This window comes from Nitrosopumilus sp. K4, from assembly GCF_018128925.1.
GTDB lineage: Archaea > Thermoproteota > Nitrososphaeria > Nitrososphaerales > Nitrosopumilaceae > HKST03.
In genome coordinates, this window is the sequence record NZ_CP067007.1 from 1,170,729 (window position 1) to 1,195,721 (window position 24,993).

The 24,993-nt window shown below is 35.3% G+C and carries 26 protein-coding genes and 1 tRNA gene; 16 read left to right on the plus strand and 11 right to left on the minus strand.

Annotated elements, in window-relative coordinates:
• Position 1: 1 nt before the first annotated feature.
• The gene (larC, locus tag NsoK4_RS07080; RefSeq protein WP_211686512.1) at positions 2-1,225 is read right to left on the minus strand and encodes a nickel pincer cofactor biosynthesis protein LarC; all 1,224 of its coding nucleotides are present in this window, start codon (positions 1,223-1,225) and stop codon (positions 2-4) included.
• 91 nt (positions 1,226-1,316) lie between these two features.
• On the opposite strand from larC, the gene NsoK4_RS07085 reads away from it, so the two are divergent.
• From NsoK4_RS07085 to NsoK4_RS07095, 3 genes are all read left to right on the plus strand, one after another.
• Positions 1,317-2,231 (plus strand): malate dehydrogenase, encoded by a 915-nt coding sequence (locus NsoK4_RS07085; RefSeq protein ID WP_211686514.1) that lies wholly within the window; start codon positions 1,317-1,319, stop codon positions 2,229-2,231.
• Between the two features lie 34 nt (positions 2,232-2,265).
• Entirely contained in the window at positions 2,266-3,045 is a 780-nt protein-coding gene (larB, locus tag NsoK4_RS07090) for a nickel pincer cofactor biosynthesis protein LarB (protein ID WP_211686516.1), read from the plus strand.
• A gap of 79 nt (positions 3,046-3,124) precedes the next feature.
• Positions 3,125-4,702, plus strand: coding sequence for a radical SAM protein (locus NsoK4_RS07095; protein ID WP_211686518.1), 1,578 nt, complete (start codon positions 3,125-3,127; stop codon positions 4,700-4,702).
• On the opposite strand, the gene NsoK4_RS07100 is transcribed toward NsoK4_RS07095, so the two are convergent.
• Positions 4,697-5,020: a hypothetical protein gene (locus tag NsoK4_RS07100; RefSeq protein ID WP_211686520.1), complete on the minus strand. Its 324-nt coding sequence runs from the start codon at positions 5,018-5,020 to the stop codon at positions 4,697-4,699. The two genes, NsoK4_RS07095 and NsoK4_RS07100, sit on opposite strands and share 6 nt — an antisense overlap.
• A gap of 100 nt (positions 5,021-5,120) precedes the next feature.
• On the opposite strand from NsoK4_RS07100, the gene NsoK4_RS07105 reads away from it, so the two are divergent.
• Positions 5,121-5,285: a hypothetical protein gene (locus NsoK4_RS07105; protein ID WP_211686522.1), complete on the plus strand. Its 165-nt coding sequence runs from the start codon at positions 5,121-5,123 to the stop codon at positions 5,283-5,285.
• A gap of 83 nt (positions 5,286-5,368) precedes the next feature.
• On the opposite strand, the gene NsoK4_RS07110 is transcribed toward NsoK4_RS07105, so the two are convergent.
• Together NsoK4_RS07110 and NsoK4_RS07115 are read right to left on the minus strand one after the other, a co-directional pair.
• Positions 5,369-6,346 carry a CFI-box-CTERM domain-containing protein gene (locus NsoK4_RS07110; RefSeq protein WP_211686524.1) on the minus strand — a complete coding sequence of 326 codons (978 nt, stop codon included), beginning with the start codon at positions 6,344-6,346 and terminating at the stop codon, positions 5,369-5,371.
• Between the two features lie 54 nt (positions 6,347-6,400).
• The gene (locus NsoK4_RS07115) at positions 6,401-9,598 is read right to left on the minus strand and encodes a peptidase (RefSeq protein ID WP_211686526.1); all 3,198 of its coding nucleotides are present in this window, start codon (positions 9,596-9,598) and stop codon (positions 6,401-6,403) included.
• Between the two features lie 78 nt (positions 9,599-9,676).
• Between NsoK4_RS07115 and NsoK4_RS07120 the strand changes: the two genes are divergently transcribed.
• Positions 9,677-11,029 (plus strand): cation-efflux pump, encoded by a 1,353-nt coding sequence (locus NsoK4_RS07120; protein WP_211688999.1) that lies wholly within the window; start codon positions 9,677-9,679, stop codon positions 11,027-11,029.
• Here NsoK4_RS07120 and NsoK4_RS07125 read toward each other — a convergent pair whose 3' ends face one another.
• Positions 11,030-12,208 (minus strand): ZIP family metal transporter, encoded by a 1,179-nt coding sequence (locus NsoK4_RS07125; RefSeq protein WP_211686528.1) that lies wholly within the window; start codon positions 12,206-12,208, stop codon positions 11,030-11,032.
• Positions 12,198-13,223: a multicopper oxidase domain-containing protein gene (locus tag NsoK4_RS07130; protein ID WP_371816029.1), complete on the minus strand. Its 1,026-nt coding sequence runs from the start codon at positions 13,221-13,223 to the stop codon at positions 12,198-12,200. The genes NsoK4_RS07125 and NsoK4_RS07130 overlap by 11 nt, the downstream gene beginning before the upstream one ends.
• 172 nt (positions 13,224-13,395) lie before the next feature.
• Between NsoK4_RS07130 and NsoK4_RS07135 the strand changes: the two genes are divergently transcribed.
• Positions 13,396-13,872 carry a hypothetical protein gene (locus NsoK4_RS07135; protein WP_249111036.1) on the plus strand — a complete coding sequence of 159 codons (477 nt, stop codon included), beginning with the start codon at positions 13,396-13,398 and terminating at the stop codon, positions 13,870-13,872.
• A gap of 1 nt (position 13,873) precedes the next feature.
• Here NsoK4_RS07135 and NsoK4_RS07140 read toward each other — a convergent pair whose 3' ends face one another.
• Positions 13,874-14,185, minus strand: coding sequence for a hypothetical protein (locus tag NsoK4_RS07140; protein WP_211686534.1), 312 nt, complete (start codon positions 14,183-14,185; stop codon positions 13,874-13,876).
• Positions 14,186-14,537: 352 nt separating this feature from the next.
• Here NsoK4_RS07140 and NsoK4_RS07145 point away from each other — a divergent pair, with 352 nt between their 5' ends.
• The 3 genes from NsoK4_RS07145 to glmS are packed head-to-tail and all read left to right on the plus strand — an operon-like array spanning position 14,538 to position 17,544.
• Entirely contained in the window at positions 14,538-15,104 is a 567-nt protein-coding gene (locus NsoK4_RS07145; protein ID WP_211686537.1) for a 30S ribosomal protein S13, read from the plus strand.
• 9 nt (positions 15,105-15,113) lie between these two features.
• Entirely contained in the window at positions 15,114-15,734 is a 621-nt protein-coding gene (locus NsoK4_RS07150) for a 30S ribosomal protein S4 (protein ID WP_211686539.1), read from the plus strand.
• A 52-nt stretch (positions 15,735-15,786) separates the two neighbouring features.
• Positions 15,787-17,544 (plus strand): glutamine--fructose-6-phosphate transaminase (isomerizing), encoded by a 1,758-nt coding sequence (glmS, locus tag NsoK4_RS07155; protein WP_211686541.1) that lies wholly within the window; start codon positions 15,787-15,789, stop codon positions 17,542-17,544.
• Here the strand turns inward: glmS and cobT are convergent.
• From cobT to NsoK4_RS07170, 3 genes are read right to left on the minus strand one after another with little or no spacing between them, the layout of a single operon-like run.
• On the minus strand, positions 17,531-18,595 hold the full coding sequence (cobT, locus tag NsoK4_RS07160; protein ID WP_211686542.1) for a nicotinate mononucleotide-dependent phosphoribosyltransferase CobT: 1,065 nt from the start codon (positions 18,593-18,595) through the stop codon (positions 17,531-17,533). The two genes, glmS and cobT, sit on opposite strands and share 14 nt — an antisense overlap.
• Positions 18,596-18,599: 4 nt before the next feature.
• Complete coding sequence (locus NsoK4_RS07165) at positions 18,600-19,208, minus strand: MBL fold metallo-hydrolase (protein ID WP_211686545.1); 609 nt, start codon at positions 19,206-19,208, stop codon at positions 18,600-18,602.
• Entirely contained in the window at positions 19,205-19,852 is a 648-nt protein-coding gene (locus NsoK4_RS07170; protein ID WP_211686547.1) for an NAD(P)H-hydrate epimerase, read from the minus strand. Before NsoK4_RS07170 ends, NsoK4_RS07165 begins: the two co-directional genes overlap by 4 nt.
• 120 nt (positions 19,853-19,972) lie before the next feature.
• Between NsoK4_RS07170 and NsoK4_RS07175 the strand changes: the two genes are divergently transcribed.
• Together NsoK4_RS07175 and NsoK4_RS07180 are read left to right on the plus strand one after the other, a co-directional pair.
• The gene (locus tag NsoK4_RS07175; protein WP_249111037.1) at positions 19,973-20,275 is read left to right on the plus strand and encodes a hypothetical protein; all 303 of its coding nucleotides are present in this window, start codon (positions 19,973-19,975) and stop codon (positions 20,273-20,275) included.
• A 60-nt stretch (positions 20,276-20,335) separates the two neighbouring features.
• The gene (locus NsoK4_RS07180; RefSeq protein WP_211686549.1) at positions 20,336-20,950 is read left to right on the plus strand and encodes an RNA-binding protein; all 615 of its coding nucleotides are present in this window, start codon (positions 20,336-20,338) and stop codon (positions 20,948-20,950) included.
• Between the two features lie 18 nt (positions 20,951-20,968).
• Here NsoK4_RS07180 and NsoK4_RS07185 read toward each other — a convergent pair.
• Positions 20,969-21,053 (minus strand) — tRNA-Leu (locus NsoK4_RS07185).
• A 52-nt stretch (positions 21,054-21,105) separates the two neighbouring features.
• On the opposite strand from NsoK4_RS07185, the gene NsoK4_RS07190 reads away from it, so the two are divergent.
• From NsoK4_RS07190 to mvk, 5 genes are read left to right on the plus strand one after another with little or no spacing between them, the layout of a single operon-like run.
• Positions 21,106-21,342 (plus strand): DNA-directed RNA polymerase subunit N, encoded by a 237-nt coding sequence (locus NsoK4_RS07190; protein WP_211686550.1) that lies wholly within the window; start codon positions 21,106-21,108, stop codon positions 21,340-21,342.
• Position 21,343: 1 nt separating this feature from the next.
• Complete coding sequence (locus tag NsoK4_RS07195; RefSeq protein ID WP_211686552.1) at positions 21,344-22,582, plus strand: enolase; 1,239 nt, start codon at positions 21,344-21,346, stop codon at positions 22,580-22,582.
• 7 nt (positions 22,583-22,589) lie between these two features.
• Positions 22,590-23,213, plus strand: a complete 624-nt coding sequence (gene rpsB / locus NsoK4_RS07200) for a 30S ribosomal protein S2 (protein ID WP_211686553.1) — start codon at positions 22,590-22,592, stop codon at positions 23,211-23,213.
• Positions 23,213-24,046 carry an MEMO1 family protein gene (locus tag NsoK4_RS07205; protein ID WP_211686556.1) on the plus strand — a complete coding sequence of 278 codons (834 nt, stop codon included), beginning with the start codon at positions 23,213-23,215 and terminating at the stop codon, positions 24,044-24,046. Before rpsB ends, NsoK4_RS07205 begins: the two co-directional genes overlap by 1 nt.
• Positions 24,043-24,990 carry a mevalonate kinase gene (gene mvk / locus NsoK4_RS07210; protein ID WP_211686558.1) on the plus strand — a complete coding sequence of 316 codons (948 nt, stop codon included), beginning with the start codon at positions 24,043-24,045 and terminating at the stop codon, positions 24,988-24,990. The genes NsoK4_RS07205 and mvk overlap by 4 nt, the downstream gene beginning before the upstream one ends.
• Positions 24,991-24,993 lie beyond the last annotated feature (3 nt).

Consider the following 24,993-nt stretch of genomic DNA (forward strand, 5'->3'; position numbering starts at 1 on the left):
TTTATTCCTCAATCTTTTCAATTTCTTTTCTAATTAGTGATTCTACTTGCTTTATTGACATGTTTAATTTTTCGGAAACATGTTTCAAATCTTCAAATTCAATCTTAAAATCAGATTTTCCCTTAAATGATGCAGTTTTGTATTTTATCAAAAAGGACTGACCTTCAAGAGAAACATGGGTTTCGTTTATCTCCCTAGGCAAGATAAATCGTTTTGAAGTAGAAACACGGATTCCCAGAGTCCCAGTTTCAGAAATTAAAGTATCAACAATATCATGCATCGTATTATCATCACAAATTACAGATACCAAGTTAGTTGGCCTTCCTTTTTTAGTAATTCCATGATATATTGATACGTCTTTAGCTCCTTTTTTCATAATTGTCTCAATCAGATTTCCTAAAATTTCTCCAGAAACATCATCAACATTAGTTTCTAAAATTTTTACTGTGTCCATTTCAGTGGAGTTTTTTTGAGTCCCTCTAACAATTTTTAAAACGTTTGAAAAGGAATCAAAATCCTTTGTTCCTGCACCATATCCAATTGATTGAATTTCCATGAGAGGATAATACTCTATACAGGTTTTTGAGAGATTTGCCAATATGCAAGCACCAGTAGGGGTTGTGAGTTCATCTTTTACTTGCCCGCCCTGAATCAACAAGCCAGAGTTTTTTAAGATTTCAAGAACAGCTCCAGCGGGATTTGACATTGTTCCATGAGAAAACGTAACACTACCACTACCAACGCAAACAGGCAAACATACAATGGTCTCATCAAAAAATCCTAAATCATCTGATGCAATTGCAGTTCCAACAATATCAATCAAAGTATCCATACTTGAGGCTTCATGAAAGTGAACTGATTCGGCTGAAACGCCATGAATTTTAGATTCAGAATTTATCAGAGTATCAATACAAGATATTGCAAATTTTTTTGCAGGTTCAGATAGGCCCAAATCATTTACAGAGTCAGATATTGCTTTTTTGATTTCAACGCCCTTTCTTTCATGTACATTTTCATTAATTTTTAAAACCAGTTGGGTGGAATGAACTCCATGTTTTTCAGTTTTTTTAAAATCAATTTCAGATATAGTTGAATTTGGTAAAAATTTCTCAGAAGACATTATTCCATTAATGATCTTTGTTTTATCAGCGCCAATATCCACCAAAGATGAGAGAATCATGTCTCCAGAAATTCCAGCTATTTGTGGATCTATGACAATAACCATAGTCTGAAAATCAGCAAAAATGCATATAAATTCTGTCTAAAATTAAATGAATTTCATTAGATTTAATTATTGAAAATTAAGAGCGATTAGCATGATTACTATTATAGGCTCAGGAAAAGTAGGCGGAGATGCAGCATTATTTTCTGCATTAAAGAGATTAGATGATCAAATTTTGCTATTAGATGTTGTAGAAGGGCTTCCACAAGGAGAAGCAATGGATATCAACCACATGTTATCAGAGCAAGGAATAGATGTCGAAGTAAAAGGCTCAAATGATTATGCAGATATGAAGGGCTCAGACGTTGTTGTTGTTGTTGCAGGATCTGGAAGAAAACCAGGAATGACAAGAATGGACCTTTTGAAAATTAATGCAACAATTGTAAAAAGCGTGGTTGAAAATATCAAAAAATATGCAAACGATTCCATGATTATACCAGTAACAAACCCTCTAGACCCAATGGCCTACATTACCTACAAAGTATCAGGTTTTGATAGAAGCAGGGTTTTTGGAATGGGAGGAATGCTTGATTTATCAAGATTCAGACAATTTATTCATGAAGCAACAGGGCATTCTCGTGATTCAATCAGAGCACTTGTGATTGGAGAGCATGGAGAAAATATGCTTCCATTACCAAGATTTTCATCAGTATCAGGAATTCCATTATCATCATTTTTGCCTAAAGAAAAACTAGACGAACTTGTAGTAAATACAAAGCAGGTAGCAGCCAAAGTTATTGAATTGAAAGGTGCAACAGTTCATGCACCAGGAAATGCAATATCTGCAATAATTGAATCAGTAGTAAGGGACAGAAAGCAAGTCATCCCAGTTGCAACTTATCTTGACGGGGAGTATGGCTATTCAGATGTAACAATAGGAGTTCCAGCAGTAATTGGAAAGAACGGTGTTGAAAAAATCATAGAGCTGGATCTAAACGATGAAGAGAAAAAAGTGTTTGATACAGCAGTTCAAAGTGTAAAGACTGCAATATCAGGCATTGAAATCTAAGCCTTTTTTTATTCATTAAGCAGATTACAATCTAATGGAAATTAATGAAATTCTTGAATCCCTAGAATCAGGAAAGATAACAGCTAAAAATGCAAAAAAACTATTATCACTTTATTCAATTGAAGAGATTGGAGATATTGCAAAAATCGACATTAACAGAAAAAACAGAAGAGGAATACCAGAGGTAATTTTTGCAGAAAATAAGGAATTAGACGAAATAAAAAAGATCATAAAGAAAACAATAGACAAAACAAATTCAGTTGTCATATCCAGGATTAACAAAAAAGATTATCAAAAAGTAGTATCATTTGTAAAAAAATCAAAATTCAAGTTAAAGACAGGAAAAAAGACATCAACGGTGTTGTTGTTCAAAAAACCCATTAAATTCAAAGGCGGTAAAGTGGGAATAATTACGGCAGGAACCTCAGATATAGGCGTGGCAGAGGAAGCTCGCTTAATGTGCGAGGCAATGAATTGCAAATGCATTACAAGTTTTGATGTAGGAGTAGCAGGAATTCAAAGAGTCTTTCCAATTTTGAAAAAAATGATAGAAGAAGAAGTAGACTGCATCGTTGTAGTTGCAGGAATGGAAGCAGCTCTTCCTACTTTGGTTGCGTCTTTAGTAGATATCCCAGTGGTGGGCGTACCTGCATCAGTAGGATATGGGTATGGAGAAAAAGGAATTGGTGCTCTTGCATCAATGCTACAAAGTTGTGCATTGGGATTATCAGTTGTCAACATAGACAACGGTATAGGAGCTGGAGCAATGGCAGCAAACATTGCAAATAGAGCATCTAACAAAACTAAACCATAATGTGGCTACAATAACAAGAAAAATAATCAACTCGTGCTCGTAAATCATATATACCATAGTAAAACGAAGATGGGTAATATTGTCGGGCAAACGTATTGTATTGACTGCAGATCGTAGTTTAATGACAAATTACAGAGGAAATTTTCTTTATGGATTTATTGCCTGTGGGCCATACGAGGTTCTTCCAGAATGGGTATTTGATAAAGTGTTTTGTCCTGCAGTAGAAACAGACCCAATTACAGGAGAAGTCAAAGTAGCCCAAGTTGGATTAAGAAGAGTAGAAAGTGCACTATTACAAGGATACAACCGAGATGAAGTATTTGTAGCAAATCCAGAAATGTTAGAAAAATCAATTGGTCCAGATACCAAAGTGGTTGGAATTAATGTTATGGATCCTCTAGGAATGGCCCCAGTTACAACTACAATGTCACCAGAAAAATTATCCTATGTTGCTATGAAATTTAAAAAAATGTGTGCAAGTATAATTCAGTTAAAGAAAAAATATGATTTTCATGTAGTAGTTGGTGGCAACGGGGCATGGGAGCTTGCAAAATCAGACAGAATGAAGATTCATGGAATTGACACAGTTGTTGTAGGCGAAGCAGATGAATTAGCTTTAGATTTGTTTAACGATTTAGAAAAAGGAGATGCCCCTGAATTAATGCATTGTTTTGTAAAAAACATACAAAACATCCCAGAGATTGAAGGACCTACAATTAATTCACTAATTGAGGCCATGAGAGGATGTGGTAGAGGATGTGACTTTTGCGATGTCAACAAAAGATCAAAGAAAGATTTACCAGTAGACAGGCTTCAAAGAGAAGCAAAAATTAACTTAGATTATGGATTCGATTCTGTTTGGTTGCACTCAGATGAGATGCTACTTTACGGATGCGATAACAGAGATTTCATACCAAACAGAGATGCAATTACAGACCTTTGGAAGAGCCTTAAAGGATTAGGAGCTAATTTTATTGGAACAACACATATGACATTTTCAGCAGTAGCAGCTGATCCAGTGTTAATGCAACAAATTTCAAAAATTAACAAACAAGATGAAACTGGAAGATGGCTTGCAACTAATTTAGGAATTGAAACTGTAGCACCAAAGATGGTCAAAAAACATTTGGGTGTAAAGACAAGACCATTTGCACCAGAAGAATGGGGCAGTGTTGTAAGAGAAGGTGCAAAAATTCTAAATGAAAATCATTGGTTCCCTGCAGCAACTATCATCATAGGTTGGCCAGATGAAACACCAGATGATGTTCAATATACGATTGATATGATGAGTGACTTTAGACAGATGAATTTTAGAGGTTTAGTTGCACCATTATTGTATCAAGACTTTAGTGAGAAAAACTCAATGCATTTTGGAAATCTCAATGAGGCACAGTTTACCCTCTTTTGGAAATGCTGGGAGAATAATCTCAGGGTAATCAACGATATCATCCCAATCATCCTGAGAAACAAAACATATGGTCCACCAATGAAAGTTTTCATGTATGGAATTTTGAAAGCAGGTACTTGGGCAATAATGAGATACTTGCGTGGATTATGCAAAGATCTTTTCAACGGCAGAACGCCCGATGAGATCATAGACAAGTATGCCAGAAGCAGATCAGTGTCTGCACCAAAAATTCAAACAAAGAAATTATAGATGTTCAATAGCCTTGTCAGCTATTGTGTTTCTTTTTGGAGTCAAAGAAATAAAGTAGTTTTTATCTGCTCGTTCAATTCCTTCAACTTTTTTGTATGATTTTGAGGTCACATCAAATTCATAAATTCCTGGTTCAAGAGTTCCTTTTGCATAAATCATCAGATATGTATCGCCAGTAGATGGACTCAAGGGAATAAATGCCATGACATATCCTTTGTAGGAGTTTATAGGCATAGTATTTTTCATTGGAGGCGCAGCTGAGGCCATATATAGAAAGATGTCTTCGATGGTGTCAAATTCCTCATATTCAACTTGCATGAGAAATAGTGATTTGTTTCAGTATAATAAGTTAGAGTGGTTTTTGTGAAAAAATACCAAAAATTATCACGGATTATTGGATTTTGACTTTTTGTTTTTTATGACTTTGACAATTACTGCAACAGCAAGAATCATAGCAACAATAAAGAAAGCAATTTCTCCAATTTCAAAAGTCAGCAAGTACAAAGAAGAAATTATTGCAAATAAGAGATTTTCAACAAACATGCAAACACCTAATCAACTTTCTAGAGAGAACATCAATTGATGATCCCTTCTAGGTTGTTGGCGTGCAAACCAATTAAACATCAAAAAAGATTGTTTGGCATTAAATGTTTTGAATGTAAAGGATTAGTTTCTTGTCTTAAAGTGTCTGTGTACTTTGAATCCAATAAGTGCAGGTGCTGCAATATACATTCCCAAGTTCAATGCAATTACAGATAATCCTAATCCAAGTACTTCAACTTCAGAACCATCATCTGCCAAAGTCATTATTGAAAGGGTTGAAATCATAGGAGTGATGAAAGCTCTAACTGCTTCTTGGAACATTGGATTTTCTCTTTCCATATCAGCAATTGTCGGTGAAAATGAATAGTACAATTGGTTGAATCCACTCATGAATGCTGCACCAGATGCAGTACTCATTACCGTGTTATCCCTAACTTCTCTTAGGAATTGTATTTGTGGTGCCAATTCAGAACCGAATGCTGCAGTTGCAATCAAACACCCACCACCTTTTTCTTCTGGTTCTTCAGTCTTGATTACTTGACACATTCCATTTACTAACTCGGTTCCTGGGCCACAAACTGGTTCTGGTTCTGGTTCTGGTTCTGGTTCAGGTGTTGGTTCTGGTTCTGGTTCTGGTTCAGGTGTTGGTTTTGGTTCAGGTGTTGGTTTTGGGGTTGGTTCTGGTTGAGGAGGAGGTGCCTGAAACTCTCCACCAGTATAAACAATTTTTGCCTCACCATCTTGAGGCCCATAATGTAATTCAATGATATAATCACCATTAATTTTCCAAAGTGGTCCACCGGCTACAAACGAATTAGAAAACGTACCGTCAGATTTTGGAGTTAATTGACCAACAGCAACCAAGTTGTTGTCGGGTGATTTAATAACAAATGTTAATGCAGTACCAGAATCTGGATCATAATCTCTTATACTTCCAGTAAGTTTGACCCTATCACCATTTTCATAGCTTGGAAGTTCAGTTTTAGCAGAAATTGGAGGAATGTTATGAGAATCTGCAAACGCCATTCCACTAAATCCATAAGAGAATATAGAAATCGCTAACAAAGATAATGCCAGAAAACCCGTGAGCCTCATTTTCATTTTGAATCTGGTTTGAGAGTATTTATGTATTCAATGAAAGAAAAATTGACCTGATTATACTCGAATTATACCTTTTTTGACTAAGTATTGAATTGATTTTATAAAATCACTATCAGAGATTTTGTTGTCTGACCACCATCTTGCATTATTCTTTACCCAATCTGGAATAGATCTTTCTGTTGATGAGTTTCTTTCAGTAGGAGATATTGAAATTATTCCTTCATCAATCAAGTGTTCAAGACTTTCAGCAAATTCACTATCAGACACAGTAGAAGAAGACCACCATCTTGCATTATTCTTTACCCAATCTGGAATATGAGGGTCATGTACAACAAATGAAACAGTTCCAACATTCACACCACTATGAGAAAGTATTATCTTGTAAGTTCCAGTTAACGAATTTTCATTTATTGAAAAAACGGTTCTGTATCCCCCACCGCTTGAAAGTGTTGCAGCAAAGTCCTGAATTATTCCATCAGGTCCTGTAAGCGTGATAGTTAGTGGAACGCCTCTCTTATGATTTGTCAAACTTCCAGACAAGAAGATCTCTTCAATATTTCCTGAGATAGGCTTTTGAACACTAGTACTACTCAGAACAGGATTTGATGAAAAAGAAGTCGTAGATTTGCTACGTAGTAAGCTAAAGATGTTAGAATTTCCAGAGCTGTCACGAGAGTCATGATATTTTGCATCAAGACTGCCTCCAGCAGTTGAGATTAATTTTGTTCCAGATTTGTCACAAATTTTAGATGGCATTTTGAAAACGCCTGTAAAAACTCCAGAATTTGGAGAAGTTTCAACCAGGGTAAAACCAGTATCGGCCAAACCTCCATGTTCTACTCCATCTACAGTACATCTTTTGTATCGTATGTCTTTGATTAGCACTTCAAGTAGAACAGTTCCATCTTTTCCAACAGTATCAACATATGGAGAGTTCGGATCATCAATTACAAAGTAGATATCAACTACATCATTTTTCAAATTAAGATCAGGATCATTTAGGGTCAGAGTAACTGGTTGACCAAATCTAAATGAAGATGAGCTTGCATATACAGTTCCAGAATTTGTGAATATATCAGATTTTGTTGATGTTATAGTTGTAATGCCAACTTGATCAAGATCAGAGTATGAAACTGAAATTCCTTCATCATCAATCAATCTATCAGTTACAATGAATTTTACTTGATCATCAATTGGACGAATTGTTTGGATGAAATCAGAATCTAAAATGTTTAATTGGTTTGTTACTGCATACTCAATTGTACCAGTAAATTCTGAAGAGTTGTCACTTGTTTCTTCTAGTTCAAATCTATAGATAGCATTATTGATAGTTGTACCATCATCTTCTATTCCAAAAGAAAAGAAATCAAAAACTACCGGTTGGTTATTTGGCTCATTTGAAATAATTCCTGATGAACCAAAATCAATGACAACAAAAACAGTTCCACTTTTACTTGAGATCGACTGAATGTCGTCATCATCTAATTGAAAAAATCCTTGGGACGAAGACAAATCTCCAGCGTCAACAAGAGTTACAGGAGACGAACCTAATGAGCCAAAAGAGAGTTGAATACTAGTATTTGAAAAATCAGTCAGACCAAAGTCTTTCTCAAATGATCTAAAATCATAATTAAGCCAATTTGTCCCATCAATTCCTGAAGTGGATTGATCAATCAAAACAGAGTTTAATTCCGAGGCAGAAAGCCCAAGATTAAAGGATATTTTCTCAAAAGAACCATTGGCAACATTTGAAGTGTCAATATGCAAAATGTCTGAATTGGTATCAGGTAATGAGGAATTTGCATCATCGCCTGTGGTCAAGGGATCTGCTGAAAGAGAAAAAAATTGGAAGTCAAATGCATTTTGTAAGGTTATTGGATTTCCAATTTGTAGGCTCGGAAGAAGCGCAGAATCACGGAAAACATCAAGATGATCCCTAGCGCCAGAATTGATGTTTTGATCAGGATCAATCAGAGACAATTTGTATTTAGTTCCAGGATTCAACTGTTGGGTACTAGAAACAATTGTCAATTGTGGTTCACCTATTGAAACTGACGCAGTAGAAAATCCGGTTAGAACAGACAAAGACTTTCTATCATACTCTATTCTACCTGTTTGGCCTCTTGGGGCATTATCCAATATTTGTAGAATTGAATCATCGTTGTCATCTGCAGAATCAAATATTCCGGAATTTGGTCCATCTTCAACGAGTGTAATTATTTGTGAAAAAGAGTTCACACCATTTGTAATAGAATTTGTTGGCTGTTCAGAATTAACATCTAATTTCATTATAGAACCTAAATCCAGAAATAATTTTCCATTATCTTCAAATCCCAAACTAGACAAAAAGGAGTTTAGGTTTACCAAGCCTGCTCCACCATTTGCAGAATTTGCACCGTTGCTGTCAAATGCTTGATAAAATGTTGCAGAGTTTGAATCGATGTTAAATGTCCAAGAATCCTCATCTGTAGGATCTTGATTTAGTTGAAAATCAGTTAAAGTAAGAAACACTTCAGAGTTTTCAGGATATCGTTCTCTATCAATTTTTATTGAGATATTGTCACTTTCATCATATTCCAAGTCTACACTTTGTATACCTCCACCACGATTGTATTGAACTGTAACATCATCAAAGGAGAATAATTGGATTAACGGCCAAGCATCAGAATCAAGTCCAATTTGTCCTGATGGAATGTTTGGATTGGTGTTGATGGATTTTGCATTTCGGACAACATTGTTTAGATTAGCTCCACTTGAGAGACTTCCAGTACATTGAGAAAATCCAGTATTTCCATTTGTGAATCCCGAAATTCCAGAATCACGAGGAATGGAAAATCCATCAGTTTCCGATAGAGATATTCCAAAAACAGATGTTGCAGTGTTTCTGCTACAGAAAACGCCAAAATCCAGACCTTTGCCAGGTAGTCCCACAGTAGAATCAGCAATCTTGGCTTTGTCGACATTTGCAAAATACGCATACCAGTTTCCATCAGTTGCCTGAACCATCCTGAGAGTTTTTCCATTGATTGTTACATCAGGTTCTCCTTTGCCCTCATCGGTATCTTGTAGATTTGAATCTCGTATTACAACTTCAACTACCATAGAGCCAGAAAAGCGATTGTTGAATTGCGGGTTTTCAGCAGAAACAAAGAGGTTTGGATTGCTTGCTGCGTCAGCATGGGTGACAGGAATTAAAGAAAATAGTGAAAATAACAAAAAAGCATGAAATATTTTCAAATCAATAAAAATCATGCATTATCACAAATAATCTTGTCGTATGATTCCTCTTTAGAATAGTTGTAATACATGTTAAAACAACCCATAGGAGCAATGTTTGTTCAAAGAACTCGGGTTTTACAGATTTCACTTGTAGCTATATTCTCTGCGTTTATAGTAGAATTTGTGTTTGGAATAACCTCTAATAGTTTAGGACTAATCACAGACAGCATACATGCACTGTTAGATAGTGTTGTAACATTAGTTTTACTTTTAGCTGCCAGAATGGCGATAAAACCTCCAGATGAAGAACATACCTATGGACATGGCAAAGTAGAGTCACTCGGAGGGTTAATTGGAGGAATAGCAATTTTTCTTATTGCAATATTTTTCATTTACGAATCCATCCAGAGATTGCAAAGTCCACCGCCAAGCATACTACCTGGAATGTTTGCGATAATTGGAGGATTATACACTATAGGGATTGACATTTTTAGGATCGCTTTACTGCGAAGATCAATTAAGAGAATCGGAGGAAGTACACTCAAGGCAGATTTCTACCATGCTTTCATGGATTTAGGGTCTACAGGAGTGGCAATAGGAGGAATAGTATTTGCAATGTACGGGTTTTACAGTGGTGACTTTATTGCAGCATTAATTTTAGGAGTTGTCCTAGCAATTCTAAGCATAAAACTCGTTTACAAGACAGCACAAGATCTTACTGACATAATTTCTCCAGACCTTGTCAAAAAGGTTAGAGATATCGTGACAAGTACAGAAGGAGTAATTGATGCAGATGCAATTCTAATGCGAAGATCAGGAGATACGATTTTTGCAGACATTACAATTTCATTAAGAGGAGATGCAAGTTTTGAAAACGCTCATGAAATTAGTGACAAAGTAGAAGCCAATATCAAAGAGAAAATTTCAAATGCATCAATAACCATTCATTTTGAACCAGATTGGAAAAATGTACCATTAGATGCAAAAATTCACGACATTGCAAAAAACATACCAGGTGTAAAAGGGGTTCATAATGTTAGCACACATAAGTCAAAAGGAAAGACATTTGCAAATTTGCATGTAATGGTAGACAGAGAAATCAATCTGTATTCAGCACATAAAATTTCTGAGACAGTAGAAGAAAGCATTCAAAAAAGCATACCCAAAGTTGAACATGTTACAATTCATTTAGAACCATTTTTGACTATACCAAAAAATTTCAACGTAGAAGACAAGGAAACTGAAACAAGGATTCGTAGAATTCTAGAAAAATATCCAGAAATTAAAAAAATAGGGAGAATAGTTTCGTTAAATTTTGAGAATATTCTTAAAATCGATATTGATTGTTCTTTTGATAGAGACTTGTCCATTGAGAAGGTTCATGACATAACATCAAAGATAGAACATATCATCAGAGCAGAAATAAAAAATGCAGTAATTACAATTCATCCCGAACCCATATGACTAGATCAAAATACTTGTCAAATACATAATTAGCATTCCAAGTGCAAATCCAGAGACTGCTGCAGAACTTGATAGAGTCCCGTCTCCTTCCTCACGTATCCATTTGAGAATAACTACAATGACCTGAAAAATTGCCCCGGCGCCAATTGACAGAAAAATGACCGCAGATAAAGGAGAGTAACTAAAACCTCCCATCCAGCCTCCAAAAATGGCAGGAGAACCTGCAATCAACCCCAACAGAATTAGTTTTCCTACCTGTAATTTACCGCGTGACATCGGAGCTGCTATGGCTAATCCTTCAGTAGTATTGTGCAATGCAAATCCAACTATCAAAAATGTGCTAAATGCAATGGAACCCAAACCGACTGCAGCACCTATTGCAAGACCCTCACCAAAATTATGCAATCCAATTCCAATTGCAATCATTAATCCAATTGCAACAGGCTTGGAAATTTTTAGAGAATCAGCTTTACTTGTTAGTTTTTCAGAAGCATAGTAAAGTCCCAAAAAAGAAAGCACAGTTGTTGTTGCAATAAGCAAAACGCCGTTAAAACTACCACCTAAATTTTCTGCTGTAATATCAAATGCTTCTTCAACAGAATCTATTGCTAAAAACAACAAGAGGCCAGCCGTCAATGCGAGAAAGAAATGATATTTGTTTTTGCTGATTTTTTTGATAAAGGGCAACCAAAGCAAACCAATCATCACAGGCACAATCCCTACATATGTTCCAATAATTGCAAAAAATCCTACAAACTCTAAATCAGGTTTTAATGCAGGAGCTGCTGCCTCTATCTCTTTTTCAAATCTTGTACCGTCATCAATTGTCAATCCAATAATATATGGTTCTGCCTCATTCCATTCAAAAGGGATTCTCACCAGTGCAGTTTCATATCGTTCCAAAAATCCATCAGGTTCTATTGCTGCAGGTTGAATTCTGTCATTGACATCGGCCATAGTAATTTGTACTGGAATGGGACCAGTGTTTCTTACAGTTACATGGATCTCAGATTTTTGAAAATCAACTTTTTCCATATTTATTTCAGGTAAAGGAATACCAAGATCTAACAAGTCTGCACCAGGTCCAAAAATATAGGCAATCATCAAGACTACAAAAACAAATGGAATCACACCACTTGCAATAACTCGGCCTCTTGAGGTCGTATTGTTAGTTTCCATATTGTTCTCCCTGTGATTTTACAGAGTCTTTTACCATAAACAATCCCACCCAGCCTTTTTCAGAAAATTCTACCTTGTGGGCATGAAAGAGATATTTTCCTGGATAGTCATATTGAAATTCCATGATTCCACGCTCAGTTTGAGACAATGTTATCATATCAGTATAGGTTGATGGCACCAAATCAGTGCCAGTTGGATAGTATTGGTATAGATTTCCATGTAGGTGAAAATTGTTTATCGGATCAAACTCAACCATATTCACTACATAGATTCTAATCAATTCGCCAGTGTTGATTTGAATTGGATGATGCTGATAATAGAACGGAATAGTGTTTGCAGCATAAAAATTATTTTCTGTATCAAAATCCGTATCAAAACCATTTAGAACCATCACCATCTCATCAGCTGGTGCTCGCCCTTCTTTAGGATCAACAATAAAAACACCATACAATCCATGAACAATATGTTCTTCTAATGGCATCACATGGCAATGATATGGATGCACACCTGCTGGACCAGCAACAAACTCATAAGTAAATTGTCCACCGTTACCTCCAACAATCTCAAACACACCATCCATTTCGGCCTGATGAATTCCGTGAAAATGCATTGTATGTGATTTGGATCCATTATTAACAAAATGGATTCTTACCAGATCACCTTCTGTTGCACGAATGGTAGGACCAGGAACAGTTCCATTAAAAGTCCAAACATTATAAAACACACCGGGAGATATTTCTTGAATTTTATCATCTTCAGCAATTATCGTATATTCTCTGATAGTTTGACCGCTTTCAGATTCTGATACTCGTCCATATTCAAAATTTCGCAAAAACGCATCAGGATCAAAATCTACTGTTGAAACAGAATAAACTGGATCTAATATCTCACCAGAAGTTTGAATAACCTGACCTGAATGAGTAACAAATGTTTTTTCTTCTAATTGGGCATTTGAAAAGACAGGTAATAAGATCATCACAGATAATCCCAATATAGCAAACAAGGAAATTCCCATTACAAGTGTCCTACTAGTAATCATAGTTCAGAATCAACCGGTTCTTTATTTAAAATTTAGCCTAGGCTAACTTTTTTAACCAAATCTAACTTTATACACAGACAAAATTAAGAAAATTAGGTTTAAACTAAAGATCATTTTTTTAAAAAATATGCAAAAATCCAGCATTTTAATGGTAATAGTAGGAGTAATGGTAGCAATCGGTATTGTTTTATCATTTTATGGTAATCAAGTAATTTTCCAGGATCTTGCAAAAGAAGAAGGTGAAGTAAGCTTTGGACAAGAGTTGATAATAGAAATAGAATTAGACCAAGAGCAAAATGACAATGGGATTTACGCCGTACAGATTCTCAGTTTTAAAGAAGGAGTGTTTTCAGCAGAGGTGTACGATCCATTAGGAATTAAGATAGATTCTCAATCAATAAACGAGGAGGTATTTGAAGGAAGTTTTGATATTTTTTCATCTGGAAAGTACCAACTAGTTATCAAAAGCACTGATCAAGAATCAACAAAAATTTTCGGAGTAATAGGGCCAGAACCAGATGCAGGTGCAAAATCAATTGGATTTATTTCACTTTACATTCTAGTTATCGGATTAATTGGAATGGCAGGTGTTGGGATTTATGCAATTAAGAATCGAAAAAAGTGATCTAGTTAAGATAACTATCCATTTTTTCTAGTCCTTCAATTGTTGCATCAAAGTTTTCGTTATCTTCTACAATTTTAGTTAGTTTTTCAGAATTTGCAGTGAAAAAAGGGTTTCCACCATCAGAAGATTGATTAACAAAATCATGTTCAATCAAATAAGATAATCGTTCTACAACTTCACTTTCAGAAACAAATGCCTGTTCTGCCAGATAAGAGCATGATTTTCCACCATCCTCCAATCCTGCCAAAATTGCAGATGTAACAGGATCAAACATACAATCTACTACTTTTTCACGATCAAATTCATCTGTCATTTTAACAAATTTATCACGTTATAATAAAAAACTTTTTCAGTATTTTTCAGATCAATAAGATAATTAGTAAAAAAAACCCACATATGTGACATATGCAAAAATTGTGTGGTAATGACCCATCTGGCAAAGGAGTCCACTGCTATTGTATAGATATTGATTCTCAGAGAGGAGTAAAGAAATGCTGCCAATGTAACCAATGGAATGTTCAAGGAAAGGATTGGACTGAGGATTCAGATTTCAGATAAACTATATTTTAGATCTAACTAGGAGTGTTTTCATATTTTAACCCAGAAATTCAGCCAGATGACGCCTAGCATGGTTTTTATCGGGGTAACCTAGAATTTTTGAATACTTGAGCACTCAAGAATACAGACACATTGTAAGGATTGTAGGAAATGATATTCCTGGAGCTAAAAAGGTTCTCGTAGGCCTGACCCAGATTAAAGGAATAGGATACAATTTTGCCACTGCAATATTAGATACTTTGAAAATTAATACAAATTCAAACATTGGGTTTTTGACAGAATCAGATGTACAATCAATTGAGAAGTTAATTACAGATCCATCATCTGGAAGATTTCCAACATGGTTCCTCAACAGAAGAAAAGATGTAGAAACAGGAAAAGACATTCATCTGCTGACATCTGATATTGATTTTACTTTAAGAAATGATATTGAACGTGAAAGAATCACTGCCAGTTGGAGAGGTTATCGCCATCTAAACGGCCTTAAAGTCAGAGGACAAAGAACCAGGACTACAGGTAGAAAAGGTGGAGCAGTAGGAGTTGCTAAAGGAGGAAAAGTAGCTCCAGCAAAAACTGCGGCACCAGCAGCAGTAGCTGCACCAGTAGCAGCTGGCGCAACAGCTGAGGCAGCACCAGCAGAAAAGAAAGAATCTCCAGCGGAGAAGAAAGAGTAGGTGAATTAGATGGGAGATCCTAAATATCCACGAAGAGCTTGGAGAAAACCAAAGAGACCTCTAAATTATGAATTAAAGATGGATGAATTGAAAATTCTAGGAACATTTGGATTAAGAACTAAAAGAGAATTGTGGAAAGCACATACTGAACTGTCACGAGTCAGACATCAAGCAAGATCATTACTTGCATTAAGACAAGACGAAAGAGAAGAAAAAGAACCAATATTGATGAAGTCACTAGAAAGAATAGGATTGGTAAGTGGCGGTTCAACGTTAGATGATGTTTTGAATTTACAAGTTGATGATTTGCTTTCACGCAGATTACAATCAATAGTTACAAAGAAGCTAGGCTTCAAAACACCATACCAAGCAAGACAAGCAATTATTCATGGACATGTTATGATCGGAGATAGAAAAGTAGACATTCCATCATATGTTGTTACACTAACAGAAGAAGACAACATTCATTTTGCACCAGAATCAAAATTACCTGAAATTTTAGAGAAAACAAAACAAGAAGAACCTAAAGCAGTTACAGAGGAAGCAGAAACAAATACAACAGAAGAAGCAAAGGTTGAGACCACACAAGAACCGGCAACTGAGGCCAAGAGCGAAAGCCCTTCAGAATAATCCAATAATACGCTTTTTATCGGTAAATAATCTCAGGAGATAGTATACTGTCATGTGTTCAATAATAGGGTATTATGGAGAGGAAATAGCAGCACCAATAATTGTCAAAGGCCTAAAACGAATGGAATATCGTGGGTATGATAGTGTAGGAGTGGCTACAGAATCTAACAATCAGATTGAACTCAAGAAAGGAACAGGTAAAGTAGACGAGGTAAATTCTAAACTCAACTTAGAGTCATTGCCAGGCAAAATAGGAATAGGACATACAAGATGGGCAACTCATGGAAAAGTAACAGATGTAAATGCCCATCCGCATAAAAGCACATCAGAAAAGATTGCCATTGTTCACAATGGAATAATTGAAAATTTTCAAGAATTAAAAGCCAATTTAGAAAAAGATGGATTCAAATTCAAAAGCGATACAGATAGCGAAATAATTGCAAATTTACTGCAGAGAAATTACGACAAAATACAAAATGTTAAAGAAGCAATCATCAAAACAGTCTCGGAATTAAAAGGACATTATTCTTTTGTGGCGATGTTTGAGAACGGTCAACTTGCTGCAGCAAGATTTCATGAACCGTTGATCATAGGAGTTGGGAAAGAAAATTTCTTTTTGTCTAGTGACGTACTAGGATTTATCGAATACACAGATGATGCAATTTACATAGACAATGGAAATTTTGTTTTAATAGATAACAATAAGATGGAGATTTTTGATTTCAGAGGAGAATCAGTAAGATCAAAAATCACAAAAGTTTCAAAAGAATTTGCAGATGCATACAAAGGCGAATTTGCACATTTTACATTAAAAGAAATTCATGAACAAAATGAGAGTATTCTTGATGCAGGAGTAAAAACAGATGATGCAATTGAAAAGACATCTGATTACATCAAACACGCAAAAAACATCTATGTTACTGGAAGTGGAACAAGTTATAATTCTGCATTAATTGCAAAACAAATCTTATCAAAATATGCCAAGATAAAAGCAGAGCCAATTATGTCTAGCGAACTCCAATTTTCACCAGACAGCATAGAATCAAATTCAATCCTTATTGCAATATCCCAAAGTGGTGAAAGTGCTGATGTTTTAGACGCAATAAAGATAGCAAAACAAAAAAATTGTAAAATTATTTCAATCGTAAATATTCTTACGTCATCTTTAGCAAGAGAATCAGATGTTGTTATTGGAATGAACTGCGGTCCAGAAATAGGAGTAGCTGCAACAAAGAGCTTTACGTCACAATTGGCAATATTGTTTAAGATTGTTCAAAGACTCGATGATAGTTTCAGAGTGGATTTTGGTGAAATTTCTCAATCAATATCAAAAATTTTAGAAAATCCCTTAAAGATTCAGCAAATAGCCAAGGAATTGAAGAAGGTTTCAGATATCTATGTACTTGGAAGAGGTATGCATTATCCAATTGCAATAGAAGCAGCACTAAAACTAAAAGAATTAACATACATTCATGCTGAAGGGATTCCGGGAGGAGAGTTAAAACATGGGCCTCTTGCCCTAATGGACTCAAATGTTTTTGTGATTATCATCAATCCAAATGATTCAACATACACAGACACACTTACTAGTGCAAGAGAAATCAGTGCAAGAGGTGCAAAAGTCATTGGAATCTCAGATACAGAGAGTGATGCATATGACTTTTGGATAGAAATTCCAAAATCAAATGAAATATCATTTTTAATTTCAGAAATCATACCAATTCAACTGCTTTCATACTATGCAGCATTAGAAAAGGATACAGATCCAGACTATCCAAGGAATTTAGCAAAATCAGTTACAGTGAAGTAAATATTCTATGATATTCTTTTTCGACAAGTTCCAAAAATTTTTCAGATGAAAGTCCAGACTTGATCATTGATGCAATAATACTTCCACCTGCACCTACACCTTCTTTTGCAAATCCCTCAGAGAATGCTTTTAGTCCAGAAAATTTAGAATTTTCCAAACCAGGATTGACAGATAATGCTGGAATGTCAGCAATTTCTGAAATAATTTTTGTAAAATTTGCGTTTGAATCATTTGTGATATAGGATGTAGTTCCAATTGCAGTGTTTTCCTCATTAAATCCAATTTTTGATGCAAATGCCAATACGGCAGCCATTTGAGTGCCACCAGCTAGTATTACTTTAGATATTTCAGATGCAGAACTTAACATTCCTGTCACAAATGCAATCATTGGATCTCCAACACTTGCAACAATTTTGTAGGGATGTTCTGAATCAATTCTTGCCAGTGCAGAAGTTACAATACGATTTTTGAGTTCAACAGGATTATTTGGAATGCTAGAACTTACCTTTGCCTCAAATCCCAAACCTCGTAAAACTGCAAGAGCAGTAGTCGTTCCACCCGGAATACTTTCTCCAATCATTAAACAATCAGTCATAGATGCCAAGCTTCGTCCAACAATTCTTCCATAATCAACTGCCTGAATGATTTGGGAATCGGTCATTGCAAATTCTTCTGAGATGTTTTTTCCATAAGTCAACCCAGTTTGAATAAAAGGTAATTGAGGTGAAATTTTGCTTCCTGCATTAATTACTAGATGAGGAATGCTAGACGACTCTAATGCAGTTTTTGTCAATATAGCAGGAGTGGGTTTTCCATCAGGAGTCATAGGAATATTTTTGATTGTTTTGCAATATCCATAGTGAAGATATTCAGCGTCTGCAGGAGGAGTAAATTGAATTGAATCTTTATCTGCACCTGCAAAAGTGATTCCAGGAATTTCACATGTTTGAGTATATGAGATTACAAATGAGAATAAGAAATTTCCAGTTTTGATCGAGTCAATAAAAGATTGAGCCTTACCAGTGTTTCCCAGTAATTCAATATCATTCAAATCTCTAACCCATCATATCAACAAATTCTTGTTCTGTTCTTTTTTGCATAACAAGATTTGTTGTTTTTTCACGTCCAATAGTAGATGTTTCAGCATGTCCATAATTATGACCAGGGTACAAAACAAGATTATCATCTAAGGAGTACAAGACATCAAAAAGACTGTGATAGAGTTCCTTTGCACTGCCGCCGGGTAAATCAACTCTTCCACAGTTACCAACAAAGAGCGTATCACCAGAAAAGATCTTCCCATCACCAATTAAACACATACTGTCTTTTGAGTGACCAGGAGTATGATACACAGTTAATTTTGAATTTCCAAACTCTATCACATCTCCATCCTTTACCGAGACATCATGTTGTAATTCGGACGCTTCATGTTGAATGATTTTGGCATTTGTGGAATTTACCATACCTTCATTTCCCAAAGTATGATCAAAATGATGATGAGTGTTTACAATGTATTTTACTTTAAGATCATTTCTTTTGATGATTAATTCTAACTCAATAAGATCCCAGGAAGGATCAATGACTATAGCCTCCCCAGTATCCTCATCTTCAACTACATATGTAAAATTCTGCATATTTCCTACTTGGATTTGATGGACTTTCATAATACTCCCTCTTCAGCTTCGGGTGGAATTCCTATTTTTTCGGCAAACAGTTCACCTGTCAAATCTTTTCTTTTTGGAATCCCTTGTTTCATTTTGTGAAAGGTTACAGTCATATCGCATTTTGTAACAATATTTGCTGTCTCACCAGTTTGTGGATCTAATCCAGATGGCACATCTACTGCAAACTTGAAACAATTCTGACTGTTGATGTAATTAATTGCAGTTGCATAAGGTTCTCGAATTTCTCCTGAAATTCCAGTACCTAAAATACCATCAATAATAATGTCAGGAGTTAAATCAAAATTCATTTCATTTCCAGTAAGAAGTTTAACGGAAGGCATCTTTTGCAAAATGGACCAATTCCATTTACTTTCCTCTGTTTTGATATTTTCTGGAGAGCCAAGTAACTTCACAATAGGTTTAGCGCCATATCCAGCAAGATGTCTTGCCATAACTAAACCGTCACCACCATTGTTACCCATTCCTACAAAAATCAGAATGTTTTTTGATTTAACATTTCCAAATTTTTCAATTAGTCTTTTTACAGCAGCAGCTCCTGCATTTTCCATCATAAATTTTTTCAAAAAACCCATAGCATGACCATTATTTTCAATCTGATACATTTGATCTACAGTAATTTCCATAATTTACAAAATCTCACACCAAAATAAGAGCTTTAGGAATGATTTGACAGAAATTAATCATAAAAATTACAGTTGAAAAAGATGATTTTCATTTTTATCTGGTATAAATGTAGAAAAAATATGTCCGGATACAATAACAAAGCAAACAACTCATCTAACAAAAATTCAATTTTTATGGTTGGAGGTATAATTTTGGTTGGTGCAGTTATACTGTTTGCTTATTTAATGTGGTACGTATCTCCAGAAGAAAACATTGAAAGAGTAAGAGTTGTTGCAGTCACCGAATCAGGATGCATTGCAGAAACAATGGATGGTCACGCTGTAAACATAGGGGATTGTCAAGCAGAGCCAGACGAATACATAATGGCCTTAGTAGATCAAAAGCTAAAAGAACGTGCTACAATGATGAATCCAACAAGATAACCCATAAAGAAATAGCAGTATAGAGCAAACGACTTTATCCTAGTTTTTTGGAAACGTTGTATGACACTAAAGAATGTAAAAACATCTCTAAATAAAATATCAAAAACATTATCAGAAGTTCAGGATTCAAGAGAATTTTTGTTGAAAAACACTAGAGAGGTTATCATACTGTGTAGCAGGGCAATTATAGCAGTACACAAAGGAGATAAGAAATCTGCAAAAACAAATCTGAAGAAAGCAGAATCATTACTAAAAAAATATCAGAAAAAAGCAAAAGGAGATCTTAGAAGATATATCATTACTCCCGAACAAGAATTTGTAGAAGCATCTTGTCTAGTCGCAATTTTTGAAAAAAAAGAAATTCCAACAGATAAGAAATTGAATGTGTTACCAGAATCATATGTTCTTGGATTACTAGATTGCGTTGGGGAACTAAAAAGAATGATTTTTGATAAAATCAGGATCGGTGAAATTTCTGATGCAATAAGAATTTTTGAAATTATGGAAAACATGTATCTCAACTTGTATCCATTTTCAATGTATGATAAAGTGGTAAAAGAAACTAGAAGAAAAATAGACGTAAATAGAATTTTGGTGGAGGATGCAAGAGGTGCCATAACTGAAGAGAAAAGACGATCTGATCTCATTAATGCAATTAACAAATTGCAAAAGTAATTTTTTGTAGATTTTGTATGCGGGCGATGGGATTTGAACCCACGAACTCCTGAGAGACTAGCCCCTCAAGCTAGCGCCTTTGGCCAGGCTGGGCGACGCCCGCAAGGAAAATTTCTTGCATGGTTTTTATAATCCTTGATTACTTTTTCGTTCGTATGTTAATTCCTGTCAGATGCTTTACTTGTGGAAATTTGATTGCAGACAAGTATGATGATTATCAAAATAAAGTTAGATCAGGAGAAGATCCTGCAAAAGTACTAGATTCTTTAGGAATTTCTCGATATTGTTGTAGAAGAATGTTGCTAACATCTCTTGAAACAATTCAGCAGATAATTCCGTTCTACGAAGCAATACAGAGAAGAAATCAAGAAGTACAATCAGAGTTAGAATAGATTGCCCAAGATCACATCTATTGAAGGACGTGTGTTATACAATAGCAGAGGCAGTAAAACAATCGAAGTAGACATTATTTCAGATAATCAATTTCTAGGAAGAGTTTGTGCACCATCCGGTGCTAGTGTAGGAAAATATGAAGCAGTAAGTTTTCCAAATGGAAAGCCAGAAGAAAGTCTCAGAATATTAAAAGAGAATTCTCAAAAGTTTGTAGGTTTAGAATCATCAGATCTCAAATCAATCCATGATACATTAAAGAGTCTTGACAGCTCAACAAATTATTCAGATATCGGAGGTGCACTTGCATTTGCTGTAACAATTGCATCCATGGAATCAGCTGCAAAAGCAACAAACCAACAAATGTTTCAGATATTATCATCAGAATCATCTTTCAAATTCCCATTTCCCCTAGGGAATATTTTGGGAGGGGGAGCTCATGCAGGTCCAGGAACACCAGACATACAAGAAATTTTGATTTGTGCAACAGGCTCAAAAACTATCAGAGAATCTATTGAGACAAACCTACAGGTCCACAAAGAATTACGAAGTGTTTTACAAAAAGAAGATCCAAGTTTTACAAACGGTAGAGGCGATGAAGGTGGATGGGCACCAAAAGCCAATAATGAAAAAGCGTTAGAATTATCTGCAAAGGCAATTGAAAATTTAGGATTTACTTTGGGAAAAGAAGTTTCATTAGGAGTTGATTTTGCGTCATCAACACAATGGAATGAAAAAAAACAAAGATACATTTACGATAGAGCAGGATTTGAAAATTCCCCATCAGATCAAATTGAATTTGCATCTGGCATTATTGAAAAATATAAGCTGATCTATGCCGAAGATGCTGTTCATGAAGAAGCATTTTCAGACATGGCAGAAATTACTGCAAGATTTCCAAAGACTTTGGTTACAGGAGACGATCTTACAGTTACTAACAAGAATATTTTGGCAAAGGCAATCGAGGCAAAATCTTGTAATGCTGCAATTCTCAAAGTAAATCAAGCAGGGAGTCTTTTTGACGCAATAGAATTTGCAGATTTGGCAAATCAGAATAATATTCGATTAATCACATCACATAGATCTGGAGAATCCACAGATTCACACATTTCCCACATAGGACTGGCTACAAAGTCAAAAATGCTCAAAGTTGGTGTTGTTGGAGGTGAAAGAGTAGCAAAACTCAATGAGTTGATACGCCTATCAGAGCATGATTTAATACGCGGTATGGTTGAGATTTAAAATCGCTATGAGTCAACAAGCAGAAGCAACAGACATCAAAAAGAAGATCCTATCTACAGGGATCAGAGTAGGAACTCAGGTAAAAACTACATTCATGAAGCCATTCATCACAAAGGCTAGTCCAGAAGGGCTTTACATGCTTGATTTAGATATCACATTAGAGAGAATTCAAACCGCAGCAAAATTCATCAATCGTTTAGGTGCGGACAAATTAATAGTGTGTTCAGCAAGACAGTATGCAAACACACCAATTGAGAAGTTTTGTGAGGTTTTAGGCTCAAAGAAACTATTGGGCAGATTCATGCCAGGTACTTTAACAAATCCTTCATTGCCATATTATATTGAACCAAAAATTTTGCTAATTTCTGATCCTCAAGTAGATGAACAAGCAATCACTGAGGCAACAAACGCAGGAATTCCAGTTATCGGCATTGCCAATACAGATAACATTACATCAAAATTAGATGTAGTCATTCCAGCAAACAATAGAGGAAGAAAAGCTCTTGCCACGGTTTATTGGCTTTTGGTTCGTCAAATTCTCATAGAAAGAGGAGAATTAAAAGAAGACGATCCAATGAAATACGAAATCGATGATTTTGAAACAAAGATTACGGAAGAGGAAATAGAGTAATGCAAATTAGAACACCGGCTGTAGCCGGAATGTTCTATCCAGGCGAAAAAAATGAATTAAAACAATCAATCAAAGAATCATTTTTGCACAAATTTGGACCAGGAAAATTTCCTCCATCAAATGACAGAAAAAAAATTTTTGGGATAATTTGTCCACATGCAGGGTACATGTATTCAGGTCCAATTGCATGCCAATCATTTTATGCAATATCATCAGATATTCCAGAACTTTTCATAATCATAGGGCCAAATCATTGGGGTGTTGGAAGCAATGTTGCAACAATGAAAGATTGTAAATGGGAAACGCCACTAGGGCAAGTAGAAGTCGATTCAGATACAGCAGAAAAGATTTCAAAGATTACAAATATTATAGAAATAGACAGTTTTGCACATTCAAGAGAACACAGTCTAGAGGTACAAATTCCATTCTTGCAAGAAATGGCATCAAATTTCAAAATTGTTCCAATCTCATTAATTGATCAGAGAAAAGATGTTTCCATAGAAATTGGTAAGTCAATTGCAAAAATTGCTAAAGAAAAGAAAACAATGATTGTAGGTTCATCAGATTTTACACATTATGAACCAAATGAATTTGCTCATGAGCAAGATTTGGCTTTAATTGAGCCTATTTTAGAATTAGACGTAGATAGATTTTATGAGATTTTACAGGAAAGAAATGTTAGTGCTTGTGGATATGGCGCTATTGCATCAACAATGGTTGCATGCAAAGAACTTGGTGCCACAAAAGGAGAATTGCTAAAGTATGCTACAAGTGGAGACATTACAGGAGATAAGAGTTCTGTTGTTGGATACGGGTCGATAATTTTCACTTGAAATCTAAAGCATCTGCACCAGGCAAAGTAATTCTTTTTGGAGAGCATTTTGTTGTATATGGAGTAAAAGCAATTCTTTGTGCAATAGATAAAAGAATTACAGTTACGGCCGAACAAATTCCAGAAGACAAAATATCAATAAAATCCAATATTGGAAAATTAGAGATTCCAACAAACGAATCAATCACAGAAATAGATTCACCATTAAAACCATTTTGTTATCTGGCAAGCAAATTGATTCAAAAATATAATTCAAAATCAGGCATAAATATCACGGTAGAATCTGAAATACCATTAGGAGTTGGATTAGGTTCATCATCAGCTTGTTGTGTTGCAGGAGCTGCAGCAATTTCTCAGTTATTTGAAGAAACAAGTAAGGAGAAAATTTTAGAGTTAGCAATTGAAGCTGAAAAAACGATTTTCCAAAATACATCAGGTGCAGATTGTACAGTTTGTGCCTTTGGAGGACTAATGGAATATGATAAGAAAAAGGGATTTTCCAAGATTGATACAGAATCAAATTTTCATTTGGTCATAGTAAATTCAAACATAGAGCATTCCACAGATGCAGTCGTGTCAAATGTAAAAAAATTCAAAGACAGTAATGAGGAACAATTTTTGAATTTATGCAAAAAGGAATCAGAGTTGATCAATAAAGTAATGAAAAATCTAAAGAACAAGGATTTGAAAGAGCTTGGAAATATGATGCATAAAAATCAAGAGTTTTTAGAAACCATAGGCATCTCAAATGAAAAACTTCGTCAAATGATCAACGTTGCAGAAACCATAGCATACGGTGCAAAAATTACAGGTGCAGGGGGAGGAGGATGCATTATAGCATTAACAGATGAGTCAAATCTTGAAAAAACCATCTCTCAATTGAGAGGGAAAAATTATGATTGTTTTTCTGTAAGAATTGATCATAAGGGATTGGATACTTTTTAATGG

Coding starts and splice junctions, on each gene's coding strand:
- larC (WP_211686512.1), bottom strand. CDS start 1,225: ATGGTTATTGTCATAGATCCACAAATAGCTGGAATTTCTGGAGACATG.
- NsoK4_RS07085 (WP_211686514.1), top strand. CDS start 1,317: ATGATTACTATTATAGGCTCAGGAAAAGTAGGCGGAGATGCAGCATTA.
- larB (WP_211686516.1), top strand. CDS start 2,266: ATGGAAATTAATGAAATTCTTGAATCCCTAGAATCAGGAAAGATAACA.
- NsoK4_RS07100 (WP_211686520.1), bottom strand. CDS start 5,020: ATGCAAGTTGAATATGAGGAATTTGACACCATCGAAGACATCTTTCTA.
- NsoK4_RS07105 (WP_211686522.1), top strand. CDS start 5,121: ATGACTTTGACAATTACTGCAACAGCAAGAATCATAGCAACAATAAAG.
- NsoK4_RS07110 (WP_211686524.1), bottom strand. CDS start 6,346: ATGAAAATGAGGCTCACGGGTTTTCTGGCATTATCTTTGTTAGCGATT.
- NsoK4_RS07115 (WP_211686526.1), bottom strand. CDS start 9,598: ATGATTTTTATTGATTTGAAAATATTTCATGCTTTTTTGTTATTTTCA.
- NsoK4_RS07120 (WP_211688999.1), top strand. CDS start 9,677: ATGTTTGTTCAAAGAACTCGGGTTTTACAGATTTCACTTGTAGCTATA.
- NsoK4_RS07125 (WP_211686528.1), bottom strand. CDS start 12,208: ATGGAAACTAACAATACGACCTCAAGAGGCCGAGTTATTGCAAGTGGT.
- NsoK4_RS07130 (WP_371816029.1), bottom strand. CDS start 13,223: ATGGGAATTTCCTTGTTTGCTATATTGGGATTATCTGTGATGATCTTA.
- NsoK4_RS07135 (WP_249111036.1), top strand. CDS start 13,396: ATGGTAATAGTAGGAGTAATGGTAGCAATCGGTATTGTTTTATCATTT.
- NsoK4_RS07140 (WP_211686534.1), bottom strand. CDS start 14,185: ATGACAGATGAATTTGATCGTGAAAAAGTAGTAGATTGTATGTTTGAT.
- NsoK4_RS07150 (WP_211686539.1), top strand. CDS start 15,114: ATGGGAGATCCTAAATATCCACGAAGAGCTTGGAGAAAACCAAAGAGA.
- glmS (WP_211686541.1), top strand. CDS start 15,787: ATGTGTTCAATAATAGGGTATTATGGAGAGGAAATAGCAGCACCAATA.
- NsoK4_RS07165 (WP_211686545.1), bottom strand. CDS start 19,208: ATGAAAGTCCATCAAATCCAAGTAGGAAATATGCAGAATTTTACATAT.
- NsoK4_RS07170 (WP_211686547.1), bottom strand. CDS start 19,852: ATGGAAATTACTGTAGATCAAATGTATCAGATTGAAAATAATGGTCAT.
- NsoK4_RS07175 (WP_249111037.1), top strand. CDS start 19,973: ATGTCCGGATACAATAACAAAGCAAACAACTCATCTAACAAAAATTCA.
- NsoK4_RS07180 (WP_211686549.1), top strand. CDS start 20,336: ATGACACTAAAGAATGTAAAAACATCTCTAAATAAAATATCAAAAACA.
- NsoK4_RS07190 (WP_211686550.1), top strand. CDS start 21,106: ATGTTAATTCCTGTCAGATGCTTTACTTGTGGAAATTTGATTGCAGAC.
- rpsB (WP_211686553.1), top strand. CDS start 22,590: ATGAGTCAACAAGCAGAAGCAACAGACATCAAAAAGAAGATCCTATCT.
- NsoK4_RS07205 (WP_211686556.1), top strand. CDS start 23,213: ATGCAAATTAGAACACCGGCTGTAGCCGGAATGTTCTATCCAGGCGAA.